This is a genomic window from Rhodococcus sp. NPDC078407 (assembly GCF_044542515.1).
In the GTDB taxonomy this organism is placed as follows: domain Bacteria; phylum Actinomycetota; class Actinomycetes; order Mycobacteriales; family Mycobacteriaceae; genus Rhodococcoides.
The window spans coordinates 24,958-48,350 of the sequence record NZ_JBITUQ010000003.1 but is presented as its reverse complement, the minus strand read 5'-3'; the positions used below and the strand labels follow the sequence as shown (position 1 = coordinate 48,350).

General features: G+C 65.1%; 17 protein-coding genes. 6 read left to right on the top strand and 11 right to left on the bottom strand.

Annotated features, from left to right (window positions below; all coding sequences use genetic code 11):
* Nucleotides 1-25: 25 nt before the first annotated feature.
* The 5 genes from ACIGGF_RS04550 to ACIGGF_RS04530 all read right to left on the bottom strand — a co-directional run bounded on the left by ACIGGF_RS04550 (nt 26) and on the right by ACIGGF_RS04530 (nt 9,959).
* Nucleotides 26-1,417: a replication-associated recombination protein A gene (locus ACIGGF_RS04550; protein WP_397520198.1), complete on the bottom strand. Its 1,392-nt coding sequence runs from the start codon at nt 1,415-1,417 to the stop codon at nt 26-28.
* A gap of 49 nt (nt 1,418-1,466) precedes the next feature.
* Nucleotides 1,467-2,636, bottom strand: a complete 1,170-nt coding sequence (locus tag ACIGGF_RS04545) for a kinase (RefSeq protein ID WP_397520197.1) — start codon at nt 2,634-2,636, stop codon at nt 1,467-1,469.
* 155 nt (nt 2,637-2,791) lie between these two features.
* Complete coding sequence (locus ACIGGF_RS04540) at nt 2,792-3,691, bottom strand: transglutaminase N-terminal domain-containing protein (RefSeq protein ID WP_397520196.1); 900 nt, start codon at nt 3,689-3,691, stop codon at nt 2,792-2,794.
* Entirely contained in the window at nt 3,691-6,444 is a 2,754-nt protein-coding gene (locus ACIGGF_RS04535) for a circularly permuted type 2 ATP-grasp protein (RefSeq protein WP_397520195.1), read from the bottom strand. Before ACIGGF_RS04535 ends, ACIGGF_RS04540 begins: the two co-directional genes overlap by 1 nt.
* A gap of 125 nt (nt 6,445-6,569) precedes the next feature.
* Entirely contained in the window at nt 6,570-9,959 is a 3,390-nt protein-coding gene (locus tag ACIGGF_RS04530; RefSeq protein ID WP_397520194.1) for a DUF2126 domain-containing protein, read from the bottom strand.
* A gap of 204 nt (nt 9,960-10,163) precedes the next feature.
* Between ACIGGF_RS04530 and ACIGGF_RS04525 the strand changes: the two genes are divergently transcribed.
* Both ACIGGF_RS04525 and ACIGGF_RS04520 read left to right on the top strand, forming a co-directional pair.
* Entirely contained in the window at nt 10,164-10,784 is a 621-nt protein-coding gene (locus ACIGGF_RS04525) for an RDD family protein (RefSeq protein WP_397520193.1), read from the top strand.
* A gap of 120 nt (nt 10,785-10,904) precedes the next feature.
* Complete coding sequence (locus ACIGGF_RS04520; RefSeq protein WP_397520192.1) at nt 10,905-11,969, top strand: hypothetical protein; 1,065 nt, start codon at nt 10,905-10,907, stop codon at nt 11,967-11,969.
* 66 nt (nt 11,970-12,035) lie between these two features.
* On the opposite strand, the gene aspS is transcribed toward ACIGGF_RS04520, so the two are convergent.
* The gene (gene aspS, locus ACIGGF_RS04515; protein WP_397520191.1) at nt 12,036-13,820 is read right to left on the bottom strand and encodes an aspartate--tRNA ligase; all 1,785 of its coding nucleotides are present in this window, start codon (nt 13,818-13,820) and stop codon (nt 12,036-12,038) included.
* 169 nt (nt 13,821-13,989) lie between these two features.
* Between aspS and ACIGGF_RS04510 the strand changes: the two genes are divergently transcribed.
* On the top strand, nt 13,990-14,907 hold the full coding sequence (locus ACIGGF_RS04510; RefSeq protein ID WP_397520190.1) for a neutral zinc metallopeptidase: 918 nt from the start codon (nt 13,990-13,992) through the stop codon (nt 14,905-14,907).
* A 5-nt stretch (nt 14,908-14,912) separates the two neighbouring features.
* Here ACIGGF_RS04510 and ACIGGF_RS04505 read toward each other — a convergent pair whose 3' ends face one another.
* A complete protein-coding gene (locus tag ACIGGF_RS04505) occupies nt 14,913-15,941 on the bottom strand; it encodes an Rv2578c family radical SAM protein (RefSeq protein WP_397520189.1) in 1,029 nt (342 codons plus the stop codon).
* A gap of 123 nt (nt 15,942-16,064) precedes the next feature.
* On the opposite strand from ACIGGF_RS04505, the gene ACIGGF_RS04500 reads away from it, so the two are divergent.
* Entirely contained in the window at nt 16,065-16,535 is a 471-nt protein-coding gene (locus ACIGGF_RS04500) for a DUF3237 domain-containing protein (protein ID WP_397520188.1), read from the top strand.
* A gap of 7 nt (nt 16,536-16,542) precedes the next feature.
* Here the strand turns inward: ACIGGF_RS04500 and ACIGGF_RS04495 are convergent, their stop codons facing one another.
* The 3 genes from ACIGGF_RS04495 to ACIGGF_RS04485 are packed head-to-tail and all read right to left on the bottom strand — an operon-like array spanning nt 16,543 to nt 19,137.
* Complete coding sequence (locus tag ACIGGF_RS04495; protein WP_397520436.1) at nt 16,543-17,181, bottom strand: hypothetical protein; 639 nt, start codon at nt 17,179-17,181, stop codon at nt 16,543-16,545.
* Nucleotides 17,171-18,442 carry a histidine--tRNA ligase gene (gene hisS, locus ACIGGF_RS04490; RefSeq protein WP_397520187.1) on the bottom strand — a complete coding sequence of 424 codons (1,272 nt, stop codon included), beginning with the start codon at nt 18,440-18,442 and terminating at the stop codon, nt 17,171-17,173. Before hisS ends, ACIGGF_RS04495 begins: the two co-directional genes overlap by 11 nt.
* A 2-nt stretch (nt 18,443-18,444) precedes the next feature.
* Complete coding sequence (locus tag ACIGGF_RS04485) at nt 18,445-19,137, bottom strand: MBL fold metallo-hydrolase (RefSeq protein WP_397520186.1); 693 nt, start codon at nt 19,135-19,137, stop codon at nt 18,445-18,447.
* Nucleotides 19,138-19,327: 190 nt separating this feature from the next.
* Between ACIGGF_RS04485 and ACIGGF_RS04480 the strand changes: the two genes are divergently transcribed.
* Both ACIGGF_RS04480 and ACIGGF_RS04475 read left to right on the top strand, forming a co-directional pair.
* Nucleotides 19,328-20,191 carry a peptidylprolyl isomerase gene (locus ACIGGF_RS04480; RefSeq protein ID WP_397520185.1) on the top strand — a complete coding sequence of 288 codons (864 nt, stop codon included), beginning with the start codon at nt 19,328-19,330 and terminating at the stop codon, nt 20,189-20,191.
* Nucleotides 20,188-20,988 carry a peptidylprolyl isomerase gene (locus ACIGGF_RS04475; protein ID WP_397520184.1) on the top strand — a complete coding sequence of 267 codons (801 nt, stop codon included), beginning with the start codon at nt 20,188-20,190 and terminating at the stop codon, nt 20,986-20,988. The genes ACIGGF_RS04480 and ACIGGF_RS04475 overlap by 4 nt, the downstream gene beginning before the upstream one ends.
* Before the next feature lie 66 nt (nt 20,989-21,054).
* Here ACIGGF_RS04475 and ACIGGF_RS04470 read toward each other — a convergent pair whose 3' ends face one another.
* Complete coding sequence (locus ACIGGF_RS04470; protein WP_397520435.1) at nt 21,055-23,358, bottom strand: RelA/SpoT family protein; 2,304 nt, start codon at nt 23,356-23,358, stop codon at nt 21,055-21,057.
* Between the last annotated feature and the right edge of the window lie 35 nt (nt 23,359-23,393).

Here is a 23,393-nt window from a genome sequence, read left to right as displayed (position 1 = left end):
CGAGACACTGTGCCGATTCGAGGGCCTATCGGCCTCGAACGATGCGCCGCAGTTTGCCGACCCTGGTCGCTATTTCGCGCTCGGCACCGTGCTCGGTGGGCTCGTAGTAGTTCACGCCCACCAGTTCGTCCGGCGGATACTGCTGACCGAGAACACCGCCGGGACTGCTGTGCGGATACCGATATCCGACGGCGTTGCCGAGTCCCTGAGCTCCCTTGTAGTGCCCGTCGCGTAGATGCGGCGGCACCGATCCCGATTTGCCGGCCGCCACATCGGCCATGGCCGCACCGAGAGCCGCGATCACCGCACCCGACTTCGGAGCGGTGGCCAGGTGGATAGTCGCCTGCGCCAGCGCCAATCGCGCTTCGGGCATGCCGATCATCTGTACGGCGTTCGCGGCCGCTGTCGCCGTCTGCAGTGCCGTCGGATCGGCCATTCCGATGTCCTCGCTCGCATGCACCACCAACCGTCGGGCAATGAATCGAGCGTCCTCGCCCGCGGTGATCATGCGCGCCAGGTAGTGGAGCGCTGCATCGACGTCGGAACCTCTGATGGACTTGATGAACGCACTGATGACGTCGTAATGCTGGTCACCGTCGCGGTCGTAGCGCACCGCAGCCTTGTCGACGCTCGCTTCGACGGTCGCCAGGTCCAGCACGCCGTCGGTCGCCGCGCCCGCCGCTGCCTCCAGTGCCGTCAATGCTCTCCGAGCGTCCCCGGCTGCGAGCCGCACGAGGTGGTCCATCGCATCTTCGGCAATGGTCACTGCCCCGTCCAGGCCACGCGGATCGTTGGCGGCGCGCGTCAGGAGCAACTCGATGTCCGCGGTCCCCAGAGGCTGCAGCTGCAACACCAACGACCGAGACAACAGCGGAGACACCACCGAGAAGGACGGATTTTCCGTCGTTGCTGCCACCAGCAACACGATTCGATTCTCGACGGCTGCCAGTAACGCGTCCTGCTGGGTCTTGGAGAAGCGATGTACTTCGTCGATGAACAGCACGGTTTGCTCGCCGGACAACAGTCGGCGACGAGCGAGTTCGATGACGCTGCGTACTTCCTTGACCCCAACCGACAGAGCACTCAGCGCCTCGAACTTCCGGCCGGTGGCCCCCGAGATCAACGACGCGAGCGTCGTCTTTCCGGTACCCGGCGGGCCGTAGAGCATGACCGACGAGGCACCGGACCCCTCGACGAGCCGCCGCAACGGTGCACCGGGAGCCAGTAGATGGGACTGTCCGACCACCTCGTCGAGAGTCGTCGGACGCATTCGCACCGCCAACGGTGCGTCGGGCCTGATGTATGTCGACGTCGGCTGGGACTCGTCCGTCATGGGGTCGGGTGTCGCGGGCGCGTCGAACAGTCCGTCGCCACCCGACTCGTCGTCCGAGATATCACTTCCGAAGCCGCCAGTCACCGGTCGAACGCTACCGATCGCGCTGTCGAAGCTGCGAACGACGTCGTCGCTACCGTTCCCACTTCGCACGCAGTGCGGTCACGACCGACGCCGCATACTCGGCGATGCCGTTCTCGCCGAGGCGATCTGCACTCTCGGCCAGCACCGTCCATCGGGACACGAGTGCCTGCGACCGCGGAACCGACAGGTGATGTGCCCGCGCCGCGGCGATGCGTGTGTGGTCGTCCGGGAGGAACCAGTACGTGGTCAGCCATACCCAGATCAGTCGGGCGTCGAGGATCTTGCTCGCCAGGGCCGTGTCGTCTGCCAACGCAGGCCAGATCCCGACGACCTCCGCACGCCAGGCATCGATCATCGCCTGCTCGCGTTCGTGTGTGAGCTCGAAGCTGCACAGGCATCCGGGGAACGAGGCCAACGCGTACGTGATGTCGAGGGTCGCGTCGCGGAATCCGCCCCACTCGTAGTCGAGAAAACGGACACCCTCGTCGTTGACGATGATGTTGTCGGGGCACAGATCCGACGGACTGAATGCCCGAAACGCCCCGTGCCCGAACAGTCGTCCGCTGCGCGCCACTCGATCGAGAAGGGCATCCGGAGTGGGACCGACTCCCGGCAACCCTGCCAACAAGCGAGGGACCTCGGCGAGAGCGCCGGGGATCTGTGCAGAAATACCGTCGGTGGTGTCCGGTTGCCCGACGCGCCGGAGCAGCGCTGCAAAATCATCCTCGCGGCCGACGGTTGCTGCGTGCATGCGACCCAGCGCCTGAGCCATGGCCATCAGTGAGTTCGTCACTGCGGCCTCGTCCGAATTGCGCAACAGACTCGTGATGGGGCTGGCATCGCCGAGGTCGCTGAGAATGAGCAACCGGGCCTGAAGATCGTAGGCGTGCAGTTCGGGCCCCGGCCTGCTGTCGGTGGCCAGTGCGTTGGCGAACTGGTACGAGGCCGCCTCCCGCAGGAAGGCACTCGAGCCTGCGATGTCGGTCAGGTCGGAGTGCAACTCGGAATCCCCGGCGACATCGCGTACCTGCTTGAGCACCAAGGTGCGCGGCAGCTGAAACGGGTTCTCGGAGACCTTGACTCGCAGCACCATCGCCTGGCCGCTACCGCCCAGATTCACCGGGTCGATCAGCGTCACCGGCGCTCCGGTGCGCTTGGCGAGGAGGCGCTGCGCTGCTGCTACTACCTCTGATACAGGGTCTGCCAGTGTTGCGGTCATCGATGTCCAAGCTACCCGTTCGCTACGTTCTACTGTGCTGTGTCGACGACTACGAATGTGACACGATTGTCCGTTTTGCGGCCCATCGCGTGACACATCCGCAGATTCGACCAGTTGGTCGGTTCCCCCCGAACCTCCGGATTATGCCGGGTTCGCTACTGCGGTGCAACGTCGACCGACACCGCGATGGTGCTCTCGTCCGCCTCGGTGTAGATCACCCCGCGCAGAGGTGCCACATCGGCGTAGTCACGACCCCACGCGACCGTCGCATACCGCTCGTCGACCAATTGATCGTTGGTGGGGTCGAACGCCAGCCAGCGATCGTTCGGCATCCACACGGCCGCCCACGCGTGGGTTGCGTCGACGCCGATCATCCGCTCCTTGCCGGGCGGCGGTTCCGTCGCGAGGTAACCCGACACATACCTCGCGGCCAGGCCGTGAGACCGCAAGCAGGCAATGGCCAGTCGGGCGAAGTCCTGGCAGACGCCCGAACGCGCAGCGAGTACGTCCACCACAGTGGTCGAGACGGTGGTGGATCCGGACAGGTACCGGAAATCGGTGAAGATGCGATGCGTCAGGTCGACGATGACGTCGGCCAACGGGCGACCGGGCCGGAAGCTGGGTGCGGCATACGCACGCACGTCGTCGGTGATCTCCGGAGTAGGAAGATCCAGAGCGAAGTCGACGGCAGAGGCGCGGGCCGCGTCGACCGGCACAGTCGGGTCGAACAGCGCCATCCGGGCCGACTCCCACGGTGCGGTCGCGGGCCAGGACGTGGTCTCGTCCACGGGTCGCGGGTAGACCTCCACCAGCGAATCCGCGGTCACCACCAGTTTCTCGTGGTCGTGCGTCACGTGGAAGTACACATCTTCGTTGCCGTAGACGTCGACGCCGAAGGACTGGTCGGTCGGCGCGGGGTCCACGGTGACGGACTTTTCGATGCAGTGTTGCCCGTCCATGTCTCGCGGAGCGAGATATCCCCGCCCGTACGACGAGGAAACGCGATCGGAGTAGGTGTAGGTCGTGATGTGCTTGATTCGGTATCGACGGCTCATCACCGCACCCCGTTCCTGGTCCGCATGGTCGAGCTACCCCACAACGGCTGCGTGCCACCCGGCAACGACATGTGCGTCGAGAGCACCACGCGGGACAGCTCCTCGAGCGAATCGTGGATGCCGTCCACCAGCTCGATCAGCTCGACTCGGCGACCGTGTGCGTCTACCGATTCGAGATCGCCCGGGTCCACGCGCCGCAACTTCACCCGCATCTGCTCGACGAGTTGTTCGGGCCGCGAGGTGCCCGAGGCGTCGGGCAGCGATCCGAGGTCGTCGCGGAGGCGATCGAGCTGATACACCAAGGACCGCGGGTTGCCCTCGTCGAACAACAGCAACTGCGCCACCGCAGCCGGTCTTGCTCGGCCGCTGTTGCGACGGCGATAGATCACCGAGGACTCCGCCGCCGACAACACCGAATCGATGACCGACTGCTCCGTGGACGGGGTGAGTGCGTGGCTCAACGTTGCCGACAGCAGTGCGGTCAGTTGCAGACCACGTTCGATCCGTTTGCCCGCGTCCATCAAGAACCAGCCCGCATCGCGCACCATCGACTCCGACGCCAACCCGGACACGGCGAGCAGACCCCGGAGCACGCTCGATTGCGACGCTGCCAGCTGTGCACCACTGTTGACGGGAGATTCCGCCAACTCGTCGAGCGCTGTATCGATCCGGTTGAGCACTGCCCAAGTGTCGTTCGACAGCTGGTCACGCACCGCCCGCGCCGCCTGCTGCATCCGATCGACCGACTGCGCCAGCGATCCGAGGCGGGCCACCGAAAGCATCAGTGACCGCATTTCCACGATCGCATCGGCCCGCGTCTCCTCGTCGAGGAACCCCGGTGCGGTGCGCGAGACCCTGGTGACCGCTTCGAGCAGGATCGGTAGGCTCTCGCTGCCCTCCAACCACGGCATCGAGCGATAGTCCTGATGACGTTCGCGCGCGGCGATCAGCAAGCGCGTCATGTCCTCGGCACGCTCGGTGTAGCGGCCGAACCAGAACAGATCGCCCAGCACACGCGGTGAGCTGGCCACGTCGACATTGGACGCGGCGTACTGCGGCAGCTCCTCCACCGTCGCAGGCGGGGTGTGCGGCGCAGAATCGGCCGGCATGACCCGTTCGACCGACTTGACCCAGACATCCTTCGACGCGACCGTGATGAGCGGCTCGGTGACGGGAGCGGTGAGCACCACCTGCCCCAATCCCCCGCGCATCGGGGTGTACCCGCCTCGCTGCGCGACCGTGAACAACCTCATGGCCACCTGCGCGGGAGCAACCGACAGCGGGTCTCCTGCTCCCCCGCCGATCGACGAACCGACCGGAGCCAACGAGAATTCGGGAACCTCCTGACCGGTCCACTTCCAGGGCTCGGCGAGAATGCGATCCCACAGCTCGCCGGCTGCGGCGTCGGTGAGATCGTGCCCCACCACCGTGCGCCGCGACGTCGTCGACCTCAGCACCAACGAACGCAGCCGTGTCCCGATGTGCGAGAGCTGATTCGGGTCGCCGCCCCAATAGGTCTGCACCGAACCGAGAATCAGATCCTCGTCCAGCAGCGCCTTGCTCAGTGCGGGAAGCAACGGCAGCAGTGCCGGGTTCTCGAGCACCCCGCTACCGAGTGTGTTGACGACGCTCACGGCCCCACGCCGCAGTACCTCGACCAGACCGACGACGCCGAGATGCGAGTCCGGACGAAGATCGAGTGGGTCGGCGAACTCGGCATCGACTCGGCGCAGCACCACATCCACCCGGCGCAGCGTGCCGAGTGATCGCATCCACAAACAGCCGTCGCGAACCACGAGATCGGCATTCTCCACCAGAGGAAACCCGAGAACCGTTGCGAGATAGGACTGATCGAACGCCGTTTCGGAATGCGAACCGGGACTGAGCACCACCACGACCGGATTTTCGGCCGACGCGGGCGCAGCATCGCGAAGCGCCAACCGCATCGCGCGCGCGAACGTCGAGAGCGGCCTGGGATTGCCGGCCTGGAACAACTCCGGCATCGCGCGCGACATCACTCGCCTATCAGCGAGCGCATACCCCACTCCCGACGGGGCCTGGGTGCGGTCGGCGATGACTCGGAACTCACCGTCGGAGCCTCGGCCCACATCGGCGGCATACATGAACAGCTGATGCGATCCCGGAATGGTGATCGCGTGCGCCGTCCGCAGATAACCCGGGTTGCCGAAGACCAACTCCGGCGGAATCACCCCCCGACGAACAGTCTCCTGGGCACCGTAGACGTCGGTGAGCACCGCGTCGAGCAGCATCGACCGCTGCACCAAACCGGCTTCCAAACGGTCCCACTCGTCCGCCGCGACCACCAACGGAACACTGTCCAACCCCCACCGAACGGCACTGGGCATCGCGTCGCTACCACCCGACGGAATCGGGTTGTACGTGATGCCGTGGTCATCGACCAGACGGCTCACCCGCGACTGCAACGACTGCATGGCACCTGGGCCGGCCTCACGCATCCCGTCGACCAAGTCCGCCCAGTGCGGACGGACGGCGTCGTCCGCATCGAGCATCTCGTCGAACCGACCGACGCGACCGTTGACGGCCTCTCGGCGACCGCGATATTCCAGCCACGGCGATCCGGCTTCGCCCGAGACATGTTCGTTCCGGCCGGCTCCACCCGACACATCTTCGTTCCGGCCGGCTCCACTCAACTCATGTTCGTTCCGGCCGGCTCCACCCGAGACATCTTCGTTCCGGCCGGCTCCACTCAGGGTGGTATCCACGGGCACCATCGAGCCGCTGTTCCTTCCGTCGGTCGATCGCACTCCGTCACCGGGTCATTCCGCTGCTGTCCGGAACGACCGTGCGTCGAATCGTGATCGCTACCGGTCGACTCGTTCTCCTGTGCAGTCACGCGTCAGGACGTGATGACTCCGGTCCGGCGCAGGTCGAGCATGCCGGGCGCGGACACATCGATCGCTTGACGAGCGCGCATCTCGAGCAATCTTGCTATGTCCACCTTTCCCGAGGTGAACCCGCCCTCCTCGAAGCGGCCGTTGCGGCGTGCTTCGGCCTCGACCGAGTTGACGGGTGGACCCTCGTACGAGCGCCCGCCCGGGTGCACGACGTGGTAGGAACAACCGCCGACGGCGCGTCCGGTCTGCATCTCCACCAGATCGAAACGCAGTGGACTCTGTACCTCGATCGTCGGGTGCAACGCACTCGGCGGCTGCCAAGCGCGGTAGCGCAACCCGGCGACCTGGACATCCTGCCGATCGGTGCGCAACATCGGCACCGGCACCCCGTTGCACGTCACCATGTATCGGCCTGCATCTGCTCCGGCGAACTGAACCTGGATCCGCTCCACCGAGGAGTCCACGTATCGCGCGGTGCCCGAGGACGTCGACTCTTCGCCGAGAGTGTTCCAGGGCTCGATCGCGCCACGTAATTCGATCTCGGCATCGCCGACGACGGTGGTGCCGATTCGAGGGAATCGGAACTCGGTGAACGGATCCAGCCAGCTCGTGTCGAACTCGATTCCGTGCTCACGAAGATCCTCGACGACGCGTCCGATGTCGTTGATGACGAAGTGCGGCAGCATGTACCGACCGTGCAAGTTCGCGCCGTGCCGAATCAACGGCGCTCGGAGCGGCGTGTCCCAAAATCGCGAGACCATGGAGCGCACGAGCAGCGACTGCACCATCGCCATCTGGTGGTGCGGCGGCATCTCGAATCCACGGAGTTCGAGCAGACCGAGCCTGCCGCGGGTGGAATCGGGACTGTAGAGCTTGTCGATGCAGAACTCGGCACGGTGCGTGTTGCCGGTGATATCGGTCAATAGGTGCCGCAGGGCACGGTCGACGACCCAGGGCGATGCGGATCGGTCGGCACCGGTCAGTCGCTCGATCTCACTGAACGCGACCTCGAGTTCGTAGAGCGATTCCTCGCGCCCCTCGTCGGCGCGCGGTGCCTGCGACGTGGTTCCGATGAATCGGCCGGAGAAAAGATAGGACAGCGACGGGTGCCGCTGCCAGTGCGTCAGTAGAGACACCAGTAGGTCCGGTCGACGCAGAACGGGCGAATCGACGGGTGTGACGCCGCCGAGTGTGATGTGGTTGCCGCCACCGGTTCCGCGGGTGGTGCCGTCGTTGTCGAATCCTTCGGTGCTCAACCGCGACTGGCGAGCCTCGAGGTAGAGACGCTCCATCAGCTCGTTCTGCTCGGCCCACGAGGAGGTCGGTTGCACGTTGACCTCGATCACGCCGGGATCCGGTGTGACGGTGAGGGTTTGGATGCGCGGATCCGATGGCGGGCCGTAACCCTCGATCACGACCGGCGTGTCGATGGTCGACGCCGCCTGCTCGACGCGTGAGACCAGGTCTACGAAATCGTCCAACCGATCCATCGGCGGCATGAACACGTGCAGGATGCCTTCGCGGACCTCGGCAACCAACGCGGTGACGGCGGTGCCGCCCACACCGGACGTCTCGTTCACCAACTGCGCATAACGCGACTCGGCCGCGCTCAGCGCACGCGGCGGTTGCTGCGTCAGCTGCGGTGTGGGCAGATCCGGCTTGGGTGCGGTGGGGTCGGCGGGATTCTCGACCGGGCCGCCGTCCCAGGAGATGGCGCGCAGCGGCAATCGTAGCCCGGCGGGAGAATCGCCCTCCAGCAACACGATTCGACCACGGCGCAACTTCCAGTCCGAGCTCTCCCAGCCGGAACCGTCCGCGGTACGGGAAATGGGCAGCACGAACGCGGCAGGCTCGTCGGTGCTGGCATCGAGCCGTTCGAGCAGTTGCTTCCTGGCGTCCGCGGAATCCGCTCCCGGTTCGAGATCCTCGTCGTCGGCGGGCGGATCACCATAGGGCTGACGGACCAGGTCCAGCAGTTTCACCAACGGGTCCTCGTAGGCCGGGCGCGCTTGCGATGCTGGCAGCCCGAGCGCCTTGACCAACTCGTCGATCAGCTCCTGCGACGCAGAGTTGTCCACCGGTTCCGGTCGTAGGTCCTCCGCCAACCACGGATCGGCGATCAAATCGGGGTCGTGCCAGAGGGTGCGACCGTCGGTACGCCAGAACAATCCCACCTGCCATCGGGGCAGTGGCTCGCCCGGGTACCACTTGCCCTGGCTGCGCTGGACCAGACCGTCCGGTGCGTAGATGGTGCGAAGCCGTTCGGCCAGCACACTGGCCAGCTTCCGTTTGTGCGGACCGTCGGCCGTGGTGTTCCACTCGGGGGCTTCCTGATTCTCGATCGCGACGAACGTGGGCTCGCCGCCGACCGTCAACCGAATGTCCTGATCGAGCATCCGCCTGTCGATCTTCTCGGCCGTGGCTTTGATCGACTCCCACTGCTCGGCGGTGTAGGGCAACGTCGTTCGCGGGTCCTCGTGGACGCGGACAACGGTGTTCGAGAAATCGAGTTCGGCCTTGCACTTGCTCGTCGCACCGGAGATCGCGGCGGCAGTCGACGGGTGCGGCGTCGCCGACAGCGGAATATGGCCTTCGCCGGCGAACAAGCCCGAGGTCGGGTCCATACCGACCCAGCCCGCGCCGGGAAGATAGACCTCGGTCCAGGCGTGGAGATCGGTGAAATCCTCCACCGGTCCGGACGGACCGTCCAACGACTTGACGTCGGACGACAACTGGACCAGGTACCCCGAGACGAAGCGTGCTGCCAGACCCATCTGACGCAGGACCGACACCAGCAACCAAGCCGAGTCCCGGCACGACCCGACGGCGGACGTCAGCGTCAGATCAGGAGTCTGTACTCCGGGTTCCATCCGCACGGAATACCCGACGTCCCCCATGACGGCTTGGTTGGCCATCACGAGAAAATCGATGGTGCGCAACGACGCTCCGCGTTCGACGACGGCTGCCTGCAGCTTCTCCACCCAGGCCGAGACCACCGGGCCCGGTCCGGATCCGGCCTTGCCCTCGTCCACCGGACGCAGGTAGGGCTCGAGATCGGGGAGGTCGTGCTCTTCGTACGCGAAGCCGAAGTGCTCGGCCCATTCCTCGACGAAGAAGTCGAGGGGGTTGATCGACGCCATGTCCGCTACGAGGCCGACGGTGATCGACAGGTGATCGGTTCGCTCGGGGAAGACCACCCGAGCGAGGAAGTTTCCGAAAACGTCCTGCTGCCAGTTGACGAAATGCTCCGCCGGTTCGATCTTCAGCGAGTACGCCTCGATGGGAGTACGCGAATGCGGTGCCGGTCGCAGCCGGATTTCGTGCGGAAAAATCTTGACGGTGCGGTCGAACTGGTAGCTGGTGCGGTGTTCGAGTGCAACCTTGATGCCCACGGCGAGCCCCTTGTGATAGTCCCGGTATGGGTAGAACACCCAACCCTAGTGGGGCCGAGCCCGGTGCGCTCGGCGAGTAAGTGTGTCCGAAATGTACGAACTGGTCAGGCGTGTAGTGCTTGACACCCCCTTCCCGGTGCGGTTCGCTCAGCTCGAATCGACTGTTCGTTCGACACGCCACACTGTGCAACCAAGGGGAACCTCGTGAGCGACAATCCATCCACCGGACCGCAATACGGCTCCGATCCCAACCAACCCCAGTACCCCACGAATCCGGCATCCGGGTATCCCCCACCCGGCGACTACCCACCGCCCGGCAACTACCCGCCACCCGGGAGCTACCCACCGCCGCCGGTAGGCGGTAACGCAGCATTCGGAATGGGCTCGCAGCTACCGGGCGGAGCGCAGCCCGGCAGCCTCGGATCACGCTTCGCTGCTCGCTTCCTGGACGGACTCATTCTCGCGATCGCCCAAATCATTCTCTTCGTGATTCTTCCGAGTGGGTTCTTCGGAACGTTCCTGATGGGTCTCGCATCCGCCCTTCTCGGCTTCGCGTACTTCACGCTGCTCGAGTCCTCTCGTGGCCAGACGTTCGGTAAGCAGCTCCTCGGCCTGCGCACCGTCGGCGCAGCAGGCGGCCTGCCCACTCAGGCCGAAGCAGCCAAGCGCAACGCCTTCATGCTGCTGAACGTCGTGCCGTTCGTGGGTACCTTTCTGGTGATCGTGGCGTACATCGGCATCGCGGTGACCATCAACTCGAGCCCCACCAATCAAGGCAAGCACGACGAAATCGCCGGCGGAACCCAGGTCGTCAGCGTCTCGTAACAACCCTCCACGCACGAGAGCGGGCCGCCTGATCACGGCGGCCCGCTCTCCTGCGTTCGAGTGCTCCAGTGCCTCCGTGCCGAGACACCCCACTCGTCCATCACAGAACGGGAGAACGACGTGAGCGACAATCCGAAGGACGCACCGCGACCCGGCGAGGGAACGAACCCCGACTATTCGGATACACCGAAGACTCCCCCACCGAACACAGAACACAACGCGCCACCATCAGGTGGTCAGTACCCACCGTCGCCCGGGAACTACCCACCACAGGGCAACTACCCACCACAGGGCAACTACCCACCACAGGGCAACTACCCACCACAGGGCAACTACCCACCACAGGGCAACTACCCACAACAGGGCTACCCGCCTCCCGGTGGCTACCCACCCCCGCCCGGAAGCTACCCACCGCAGGGTGGCGCGTACCCACTTCCTCCCGGCGGCTACGGGAACTACGGCAGCCAGGGCTACGGTCGAGAACCCCTGGCCCCCAATCCCGGACGCCTCGACGTCGGTGCTGCAATGAGCTACGGGTTCAAAAAATTCAAAGCCAACATCGGACCATGGCTCGGAATCACCGCCATCGTGTGGGCGGTCAGCGTCGTCGGTCTCGTCCTGATCTTCGCGTCGACGTTCACCGCGGCGATGGCAGCTGCCGATCGCGGTGACAGCACGTTCACGGCCACGACATCCGGGGTGGCCCTCGTCATGACGGCCATTGCCACGTTCGCGTCGTACTTCGTCAACGCCGCCTACGTTCGCGGCGCACTGGACGAGACCGGGGCCCCCGAGAAGCCGTCGTTCGGGCGGTTCTTTCAACTCACCAACGTCGGGCAGATCGCCATTCTGGCGTTGATCTGGACCGTCGTCAGCGTCGTGTTCAGTTTCATTCCGTTCCTCGGAACGGTCCTTCTGATCGTCATCGGCTTCCTTGCCAACTTCGCACTGACGTTCCTGATCGATCGCAACCAGACGGCGATCGAATCGATCAAGTCCAGTGTCGACCTGACCGTGAAGAACATCGGCCCCGTGCTGCTGCTCCTGCTGCTGTTGGCCGCGTTCAACATCGCAGGCGCCCTGCTGTGCGGTCTCGGTCTACTTTTCACGATCCCGATCTCGGTGATCGCCACCAACTACGCCTACCGCGTGCTCACCGGTCAGCCGCTGTCCCCGGCACGCTGATCTGCTCGCGACAGACGAATATCCCCGTGACGCACTGCGCCACGGGGATATTCGTGTTCGACCTTCTCAAGCCTCGGCCGGTTCCTCTTTCTTCTCCGGCTTGAAATCGACGCCCGATTCCTTACGCTGCTGCGGCGTGATCGGTGCCGGCGCGTCGGTCAACGGGTCGATACCGCCGCCGGACTTCGGGAACGCGATGACCTCTCGGATGGAATCGACTCCGGCAAGCAGCGCGGTGATTCGATCCCAGCCGAACGCGATACCGCCGTGCGGCGGTGCGCCGTAGGAGAAGGCATCGAGAAGGAAGCCGAACTTCTCCTGTGCCTCTTCCTTGCCGATACCCATGATCGCGAACACCCGTTCCTGGATGTCCTTGCGGTGGATACGAATACTGCCGCCGCCGATCTCGTTGCCGTTGCAGACGATGTCGTAGGCGTAGGCCAGCGCAGATCCTGGGTCGGTGTCGAACGAATCCATCGACTCCGGCTTCGGCGAAGTGAAGGCGTGGTGCACTGCCGTCCACGCACCGGACCCCACGGCAACATCGCCACTGGCCGTGGCGTCGGACGTGGGCTCGAAGAGCGGTGCGTCGACAACCCACACGAACGCCCAGGCCTTCGGGTCGATCAGGTCGAGCTTGCGGGCGATCTCGCCGCGCACGGCACCGAGCAATCCACGTGATGCCTTGACCGGGCCCGCGGAGAAGAAGATCGCATCGCCGTTGTTCGCGCCGACGTGTGCGGCGAGGCCGTCGCGCTCGGCGTCGGTCAGATTCTTGGCAACCGGGCCACCGAGAGTGCCGTCTTCCCCGACGAGAACGTACGCGAGGCCCTTGTGTCCACGCTGCTTGGCGAATTCCTGCCAGCGGTCCAACTGCTTGCGAGGCTGCGATGCGCCGCCCGGCATGACGACCGCACCGACGTACGGGGCCTGGAACACTCGGAAGGTCGTGTCGGAGAAGAAGTCCGCGCATTCGACCAGTTCGATGTCGAAGCGGAGATCGGGCTTGTCCGAACCGTAGCGACGCATCGCCTCGGCGTAGGTGATCCTCGGAATCGGAGCCGTGAAGTAGTGGCCGACGAGCTTCCACAGTGAGGCCAGGATCTCCTCGGCCAGCAGGATGACGTCGTCCTGGGTGACGAAGCTCATCTCGACGTCGAGCTGAGTGAACTCCGGCTGACGGTCGGCGCGGAAATCCTCGTCTCGGTAGCACCGGGCGATCTGGTAGTACCGTTCGATCCCGCCGACCATCAGCAGCTGCTTGAAGAGCTGCGGGCTCTGCGGCAGAGCGTAGAAGCTGCCCGGCTGCAACCTCGCCGGAACCAAGAAGTCGCGGGCACCCTCGGGAGTGGATCGCGTCAGGGTCGGAGTCTCGACCTCGACGAACTCGTGATGCGCGAGCACCGATCGGGCGGCCGCGTTGACGTGCGAACGCAGGCGAATGGCATGCCCCGGTCCCTCACGACGAAGATCGAGGTAGCGGTACTTCAGCCGCGCCTCTTCGCCCGGCTGGTCGTCGAGCTGGAACGGCAGCGGTGCCGCCTCGGACAGCACCTCGATGTCCGATGCTTCCACTTCGATGGCCCCGGTGGGGATCTCGTAATTGGCGTTGCCCTCGGGACGCTGTTCTACCTTGCCCGTCACCTTCACCACGTACTCGGCGCGCAGGCGGTGGGCCTGCTCGAGTGCCGCTCCCTCACGGAAGACGACCTGGGACACGCCGGACGCGTCGCGCAGATCGATGAAGATGACGCCGCCGTGATCGCGTCGGCGGGCCACCCATCCCGTCAGCGTCACGGTTCGGTCGACGTGCTCGGGGCGTAATGAGCCGGCGAGGTGGGTGCGCAGCACGGGTGTCCTTTCGAGAAAAATCCGCTGATCGTGTTCTTCGCTCACCGATCCTACGGAGCACATGACCGTAGAAGGAAACGAGATCCTGTCCCGGCATGCGAAGCTATGGCCGACAGTGGCGGTATCGGTTCGCATCACAGATGCGCGCTCGGCGGAGGGGAACTCCAGCATGACGTTCAGAGAAGGCTCGCAGTCTCAGCCGGGCCGAGTGTCGGTCGGTGGCGGCGGCGGGGGTGGCGGTCGCGGCAAGTTGGCCATCGGCGGCGGTGCGGGTGGTCTGATCATCGTCGTCATCGCGCTGCTGTTCGGCGGCGATCCGGGAGCCATTCTCAATCAGATCAGCGGCGGCGATAGCTCTGCCGGGCAGAACAGCTCCGGATCGGCAGGAACGCTCGACTGCGACGTCGCGGACGCGAACAGCAATGTCGACTGCCGAATCGACTTCACGGTGGCAAGTCTGGACACCGTCTGGGAATCTCAGCTACAAGCTCAGACCGGCGTTGCCTACGTTCAGCCCGGCGTGAATCTGTTCTCGGGAGCAACGAACACCGGATGCGGTAACGCCACCAGCGCCGTTGGTCCGTTCTACTGCCCGGCCGATTCCACCGCGTACTTCGACTCGAGTTTCTTTCAGGTCCTCGTCGACCAATTCGGCTCGAGCGGTGGACCGCTCGCGCAGGAGTACGTGGTGGCGCACGAGATCGGCCACCACCTGCAGAACCAGTTGGGAGACATCGGCCGCGCTCAGTCCGATCCTCAGGGTCCCGAGTCCGGCGGCGTGAAGGTGGAATTGCAGGCCGACTGCTACGCGGGCATCTGGGCGCACTACGCAGCGGAGACGGTCGATCCGGACACCGGTGTTCCGTTCCTCGAGCCGCTCACCTCGACCGACATCGACGACGCTTTGTCGGCCGCATCCTCGGTGGGCGACGACCGGATCCAGCAGGCGTCCACGGGCCGCGTCAACCCGGAGGGCTGGACGCACGGCTCTTCTGCGCAGCGGCAGGCGTGGTTCACCCAGGGCTACGAGACCGGACAGGTCTCCGCGTGCGACACCTTCTCGGCGCGTGACCTCGACAATCCCTGACGCCGTCAGAACAGGGTGAGAGCCGGCCCCGAGGCCACCAGATCTCGGGGTTCGGCAGGCTCGTTGGCCGGCAGCGAGCGGGTCTGCTCGGCGGCGAACCCGTAGGTGTCGAGCAACGGGTCGATTCTCGCTTTCAGCCACTGCTTGTACTCGGGAGTCACGTACGCCCCGTGTCCGTAGAGCTGTCGGTATCGACGCACCAATGCGGGATGTTCCTTCACCAGCCAGCTCATGTACCAGTCCTTGGTACTCGAACGCAGATGCATCGGCAGCGCCGTCACCGTCGTGGCACCGGCCTCGGCCAGGGCAGCGATGAGGCCGTCCAGTTGTTTGGCACCATCGGTGAGGAACGGAATCACCGGTGCCACCAGAACGCCGCAGTCCAGGCCGGCATCGCGGACAGCTCGAACGAGATCCAATCGTGCTCGTGGACTGGGCGTTCCGGGTTCGAGCTGCTTCTGCAGATCTGCATCGTGGATCGCCAGACTGATGCTCACGTGTACGTCGACCTTCTGGGCGGCCAGCGTCAGCAGCGGCAGATCCCGTCGCAACAGCGTTCCCTTGGTCAGGATCGAGAACGGCGTGCCCGACTCGGTCAACGCCCGAATGATGCCGGGCATCAACCGATATCGCCCCTCGGCGCGCTGGTAGGGATCGGTGTTGGTACCGAGCGCCACCGGCTCACGCTTCCACGATCGCCGCAGGAGTTCCTTGCGCAGTACCGCAGCAACGTTGGTCTTCACGACGATCTGCGAGTCGAAATCGTTGCCGGAGTCCAGATCCAGGTATTCGTGCGTCGGGCGGGCGAAACAATATCTGCAGGCGTGGGAGCACCCGCGCATCGGATTGACCGTCCACGAGAAAGGCACCTGAGATTCGCTCGGCACTTCGTTCAGGGCGCTCTTGCACAGCACTTCGTGAAAGGTGATGCCCTCGAACTCCGGCGTCTGCACGCTGCGCACCAGTCCCGATCGTTCGAGCCCCGGCAGCGCCCCGTCATCCGCAGCATCGAGAGTCTGACCGGCCCATCGCATGCACACAGTCGAACATTTGTTCTATGTAGTGTCAAGGCCGGCTCGTCCCGTCGATCCCCGCTCGGGCGTGGCCACTCGAAGGCGATAGCGTAGGCCCCCAGTCGATCCTAGGAGTGCACCGCCGTGACCGCCCCGAACACACCGACCCTCGAGCCCATTCTGCGTCTCGGCCTGACGTTAGGACCTGCACTCCATATCGGTGCGGTACCCGAGGGCGACAGGGTCGTCACCACTGTGCTCGGCGGCGCAGCTCCCGGCCCCGACATCGAGGGAACCCTCACAGCCGGGTCGAGCGTCGTCAGCGTGACGCGGCCCGACGGATGCACCGAGTTCAGCAGCGACCTCGTTCTCGAATTGGCAACCGGCGGTTACCTTTCGCTCGACTATCGCGGGGTTCAGTTCGGCCCGGCCGAGGTCATCGAAGCACTGAACGATCCCGAGCGTGAGGTGGACCCCGCCACGTACTACTTCCGCGGCACCCTGCGTGTCTCGACGGCCGTCTCGAAGTTCACCTATCTGAACAGGGCACTCGTGGTCACGTCCGGATCGCGGTCGGCCGAAGCAGTGGTGCTCGACGCGTTCCTGGTCACCTGACCGCTACTCAGTCGAGCAGCCGAGCGACCTCGCGGTCGGTCAGCGTCGCCTGCGGAGTGCGACCCTTGCTCCGTACCAGTTCGATCGCGCGATACAGCGGCCGCTGGTCCAGTGCAGCATCGCGGGCCTCGGCCCGCAGCTGGTCCACCAGGACCGAGGCGATCGCGGCAGCGGGCACCAATTCGGTGGTCCACAGCGAGTCGGCAAGGGTGCGCAACGCGAGAATCGGCAGTTCACGGCCACTGTCCCTGGTGTAGAGCGCCAGCGGAACCACGATGTGCGTACGTCCGTCGTAGAGCCGCAGCGAGATCTGATCGATCCCGGCCGTTCGAATCGTCATTTCGGCCGTCACCACCTCCGGCATCTTCAGCCGACGGGTGCGCAGCCCTCGCGCGCACAGTTGCGGCCCGTCGAGCCACACCCGTCTGCGCAATCCAAGCCAGCCCGACAGTACTGCGGGGCCGCCGACGACCACGCCGACGAGAACTGCTACCCATACCGGCACGAACAGCGCCAGCACGACGGCGAGAACGATGCCGATCACGGCAGACCCGACGATGATCTTGCGCAGGCGCGGTGCGAGGAACTCCACCGAGACCAGGTCCAGGGCTACCGGCCCCGCGTTGGACCGAGAGTCACCGGGCAAGGCGCGACCCGAGGGCGTCGACCACGTCGGCCAGTGCGACGGTGTCCTGATCACCGTTCGAGAGATCCTTCACCAGTACCGATTCGGCTGCCAGTTCCTGATCGCCCAGCACCAACGCGAAGCGCGCACCGGATCGGTCCGCTGCCTTCATCGCGCCCTTGATACCGCGGTTTCCGTACGCCATGTCCACCGCGATACCCCGTTCGCGCAGTTGCGAAGCGATATCGACGACGGCCAGTTTGGCACCGGCACCCATCGGCACACCGAACACCTGGCACCGGGACGTCACGCCCGCGGTCTTGCCCTCGGCGGCCAGCGCCAGCACGGTGCGGTCCACACCGAGACCGAATCCGATACCCGACAGCGCCTGCCCGCCGAGCTGTTCCATCAGACCGTCGTAGCGTCCGCCGCCGCCGATACCCGATTGCGCGCCCAGCCCGTCGTGAACGAACTCGAACGTGGTCTTCGTGTAGTAGTCCAACCCACGCACCATCCGTGGGTTCACCAGGTAGGGAACGTTCATCACGTCCAGGTACGCCAGCACCTCGTCGAAGTGTTCCTTCGCCGAATCGGAGAGATGATCGAGCATCAGCGGTGCGTCCGCCGTCATCTCACGCACCTCGGGTCGCTTGTCGTCGAGCACCCGCAGCGGGTTGATCTCGGCGCGTCGACGGGTGTCCTCGTCGAGGGGAAGCGCGAACAGGAACTGCTGCAACAGTTCTCGATACTGCGGGCGGCAGGTGTCGTCGCCGAGCGAGGTGATCTCGAGCCTGAACCCGGTGAGCCCGAGAGAACGGAAACCCGCGTCGGCCACGGCGATGACCTCGGCGTCCAGTGCCGGATCGTCGATGCCGATCGCTTCGACGCCGACCTGCTGCAGCTGCCGGTACCGTCCGGCCTGGGGGCGTTCGTAGCGAAAGAACGGCCCGGCGTAGGCAAGTTTCACCGGAAGCGCGCCACGATCGAGGCCGTGCTCGATCACTGCTCGCATGACTCCCGCAGTGCCCTCGGGGCGTAGCGTCACCGATCGGTCGCCGCGATCGGCGAAGGTGTACATCTCCTTGCTCACCACGTCGGTGGACTCCCCGACCCCGCGGGCGAACAGCCCGGTGTCCTCGAAGATCGGGAGTTCGATGTGGCCGTACCCGGCGTTGCGGGCCGCGTCGAGCAGCCCCTCCCGCACAGCGACGAACTCGGCCGAGTTCGGGGGAAAGTAATCGGGAACGCCCTTGGGCGCAGAAAACGCGGTCGGCTTGCTCACGATCACAGCTTCCCTTGCTGGGGGTCCCCGAGTCCAACGAGGAACGGGTTGGACCCGCGTTCCTGGCCGATCGAGCTCTGACCGCCATGACCCGGCAGCACGACGGTGTCGTCGGCGAGCCCCAACAACCGGGACGCAATGGACCGCAAGAGTTGGTCGTGGTCGCCGCCGGGCAGATCCGTCCGTCCGATCGAGCCCGCGAACAGGGTGTCGCCGGTCAGCGCCAACGGAACCGAACCGTCCGGCCCGTCGGCATGGGCAAGAAACACCACGGAGCCTTGAGTATGGCCGGGCGTGTGCACCACCGTGAACTCGATTCCCGCCAGGTCCAGCTTCTCGCCGTCCGTGAGCTCGACCACGTGGGGTGGCTCCCGGAACTCGATATCGCCCAGAACGGCAGCCAGCGCCGGACCCGTTCCCTTGATGGGATCCGACAGCATGTAGCGATCCTCGGGTGCGATGTAGGCGGCGATGCCGTACTTTGCGCAGATCGGCTCTACCGACCACGTGTGGTCGAGATGGCCGTGGGTGAGCAGTACTGCGGTGGGAGTGAGGGAGGACCGCGTCAGGAAATCGATCAGCGGGTCCGCGGCGTCCTGGCCGGGATCCACGACGACACACTCGGACGCGTCGTCCTGGGCGAGGATGTAACAGTTCGTCTGGAACATGCCTGCGGGAAATCCGGTGACGAGCAAACCAATCGCTCCTAAAGGCTGAGGCCGAAGTACCGGACCAGCTTAGTGGCGTGGATCCGATCGGGTCCGCCCAGCATGCTCTCAGACAGTGATGGCAAACTCGCGTTGGCCTATTCGGCCGGTCACCACACGATCGGCCCGTGCAGTGAGCGGGCGAGGTCTATTTTCGGACGAGCGGGAGGAATACGAATTGCCCAGCAACGAGCAACGGCGCGAGGCTGCCAAACGAAAGCTCGAGCGCCAACTCGTACGCCGAGCGGAACGAGCGCGGCGTCGTAAGCAGTTGACGATCGTGGGTTCCGTCCTCGGTGTCGTCGCCGTCGTGGCCGTGGTGTCGGTCGTGTACGTGGTGACCAGAGGTGAGGACGATGCGAGCACGGCCCAGGAATCGACGACGTCGCAGCCTGCCGACTCCCTCATCGCGGCCGGACGCTCCGAGCCCCTGCCGGAGACCGTGAACTGCTCCTATCCCGCGTCGGAGCAGCCCGCGGCGAAGGAGAACACTCCCCCGCGCACCGACAATGTCCCCACCAGCGACGAGCCGCTGAGCTACAGCATGGAGACGACGGCCGGCAACATCGGTTTGACTCTGAACAACCCCGAGTCGCCGTGCACGGTGAACAGCTTCGTCTCGCTGGCCAATCAGGGCTACTTCGACGGCACCACGTGCCATCGACTGACCACCGGGCCCGGCCTTCAGGTGCTGCAGTGCGGTGATCCCACCGGCACCGGCTCCGGCGGGCCCGGATACCAGTTCGCCGACGAGTTCCCCACCGACACCTTCGCCGAGGGCGACCCCGCTTCCCAGACACCGATTGCGTACCCGCGAGGCACGCTGGCGATGGCCAACGCCGGGCCGGGAACCAACGGCAGCCAGTTCTTCCTCGTCTACGGAGATTCGGAATTGCCGCCCGCCTACACCGCGTTCGGCACGATCGACGAGACCGGACTGGAGACTTTGGACGCCATCGCGGCCACGGGAGTAGAGGGCGGCGCGTCCGATGGGGCACCCGCCGAGCCGGTCGACATCACGACCTTGCAGAGTGACCTGTGAAGCGCGCCTCCGCGCTCACCATCGGGCTCTCGGCTGCCGCGCTGGTACTTGCGGGCTGCTCCGGTTCGGCCGAGCCGGCAGCTCAGCCTGCTGAGTCCACCTCGTCGACGGCGTCGTCCACCTCGGCTGGGACGACAACACAGCGGCCGACACTGGACCTGTCTCGTTTCGGTGCACTGCCGGCCGTGCCACAGCCGACGACCGATACGGTGACCTGTGCCTATCCGGCGGAGGCGCCGGCCGCGAAAGAAGTGAACCCACCTCCCGCCGACGATGTCGACGTGTTCGGAACCGTCGACGTCGCCTTGTCCACCAGTCAGGGCCCGATCGACATCACGCTCGATCGAACGCAGGCACCGTGCACGGTCAACAGCGTCGTCAGCCTCGTCGAGCAGGGATATTTCGACGGTTCTCCGTGTCACCGGTTGACGACATCGCCGGGCCTCGAGGTGCTGCAGTGCGGCGATCCTTCGGGATCCGGTCGAGGCGGACCCGGGTACAGCTTCGCCAACGAGTACCCCACGACCGCATACACCGACGATCCCGCGCAGGCCGAGAACCCGGTGGTCTATCCCCGTGGAACGTTGGCGATGGCCAATGCCGGCCCGGACACCAACGGCAGCCAGTTCTTCCTGGTGTACGCCGACTCGGTGCTGCCGCCGCAGTACACGGTGTTCGGCACCATCTCCGAGAACGGACTGGCCACCCTCGACGCCATCGCGGCGGGAGGGGTGACCGGAGGCTCCGAGGACGGGGCACCCGCCAACCCGGTGATCCTGGAAACGGCGACTGTCTAGATCGATACGAACCACGAGAGGGTGAGCAGAAAATTTCTGCTCACCCTCTCGTGGTTCTCGATCGGGTCAGGCCGCGGACGTCAGCCGGTAGACGTCGTAGACTCCCTCGACGTTGCGGACCACGTTCAACACATGACCGAGGTGCTTCGGATCACCCATCTCGAACGTGAATTTGCTGATCGCAACTCTGTCTCCCGACGTCGCGACCGATGCCGAGAGAATGTTGACCCTCTCGTCGGCGAGCGCCTTGGTGACGTCGGAGAGCAGTCGGTGGCGGTCGAGTGCCTCGATCTGGATCGCGACCAGGAACACCGAGGACGCGGACGGTGCCCACTGAACCTCGATGAATCGCTCGGACTGCTCTTCCAGCGAACGAGCGTTGGTGCAGTCGGTTCGGTGGACGCTGACCGAGCCGCCGCGGGTGACGAATCCGAGGATCTCGTCTCCGGGCACCGGGGTACAGCACTTCGCAAGTTTCGCTACCACGCCGTCCGCACCGGTGACCAATACTCCGGCGTCGCCGACCTGGCGTGGTCGCGTCGGGATGGTCGATGGTGTCGAGCGCTCCGCGAGTTCTTCCTCGACGTCGCCCACACCCCCGAGGTGAGCGACCAAACGCTGCACCACGTGCCGGGCAGACACGTGATTTTCGCCGACCGCGGTGTAGAGCGCCGAGACGTCGACGTAGCGCAGCTCGTGCGCGATCGCCGACATCGATTCGGCGTTCATCAACCGCTGCAACGGCAGACCGCCCCGACGCACTTCCTTCGCTATGGCGTCCTTGCCGGCCTCCAGTGCTTCCTCACGGCGCTCCTTGGCGAACCACTGGCGAATCTTGGTCTTGGCACGGGGTGACGCGACGAACCCCTGCCAGTCTCGACTCGGACCGGCAGTGACCGCTTTGGAGGTGAACACCTCGACCACTTCGCCGTTGTCCAGAGTGCGTTCCAATGCGACGAGTCGACCGTTGACCCGAGCGCCGATGCATCGGTGGCCGACCTCGGTGTGTACCGCGTAGGCGAAATCGACCGGACACGATCCGGCGGGCAGAGTAACGACATCGCCCTTGGGGGTGAAGACGAAGATCTCCTTGACCGCGAGGTCGTAGCGCAGCGACTCGAGGAACTCCCCTGGATCGGCGGCCTCACGCTGCCAATCGAGTAGCTGGCGCATCCACGCCATGTCGTCGACCTCGGCGTTGTCCTGCGAATGCTTGCCCTTGGTTTCCTTGTAGCGCCAGTGTGCGGCGATTCCGAACTCGGCTGTGCGGTGCATGTCCCGTGTCCGGATCTGCACCTCGAGGGGCTTGCCCTCGGGTCCGATCACCGTGGTGTGCAGCGACTGGTACACGCCGTAGCGCGGTTGCGCGATGTAGTCCTTGAACCGGCCTGCCATCGGCTGCCACAGCGAATGCACCACGCCGACCGCTGCGTAGCAGTCGCGGATCTCGTCGCACAGAATACGAACGCCCACGAGGTCGTGGATGTCGTCGAAGTCACGGCCTTTGACGATCATCTTCTGGTAAATCGACCAATAGTGCTTCGGACGACCTTCGACGACGGCACTGATTCTCGACGCGGCCAGGGTCGCGTTGATCTCGGCACGGACCTTCTCGAGATAGGTATCGCGAGACGGCGCACGATCAGCGACCAACCGCACGATCTCGTCGTACTTCTTGGGATGCAGTATCGCGAACGCCAAGTCCTCGAGTTCCCACTTGACTGTGGCCATTCCGAGCCGATGGGCAAGTGGCGCAATGACTTCCAGAGTCTCTTTCGCCTTGCGGGCCTGCTTCTCCGGCGGAAGGAAGCGCATGGTTCGCATATTGTGCAACCGGTCGGCGACCTTGATGACCAGCACCCGCGGATCCCGGGCCATCGCAATGATCATCTTGCGAATGGTCTCGCCCTCGGCCGCGGTCCCGAGTACCACCTTGTCGAGTTTGGTCACCCCGTCCACCAAGTGGGAGACCTCGTCGCCGAATTCCTCGGTCAACTTGGCAAGCGAATAGCCGGTGTCCTCGACCGTGTCGTGCAGCAACGCCGCTACCAGTGTTGTGGTGTCCATTCCCAGCTCGGCGAGGATGTTGGCAACGGCAAGAGGATGCGTGATGTAGGGATCGCCGGATTTACGCATCTGCAACGAATGCAGCTCGTCCGCGACATCGTAGGCACGCTGCAGCAGCGCGAGATCAGCCTTGGGGTAGAGCTCGCGGTGCAGGCTGACCAGAGGCTCGAGCACCGGTTTGACGGCGGCGCTGCGTCCGGCGGTGATACGACGCGCCAGACGGGCTCGCACCCGTCGAGATGCAGAGGTGGGGACAGGTGCCGAGTTTCGGGCCGCGGACGGAGCCTGCGAATCGGTCGTCACCGAGTGCTGTGAAACCTCGGATTCGGCGGACGGTC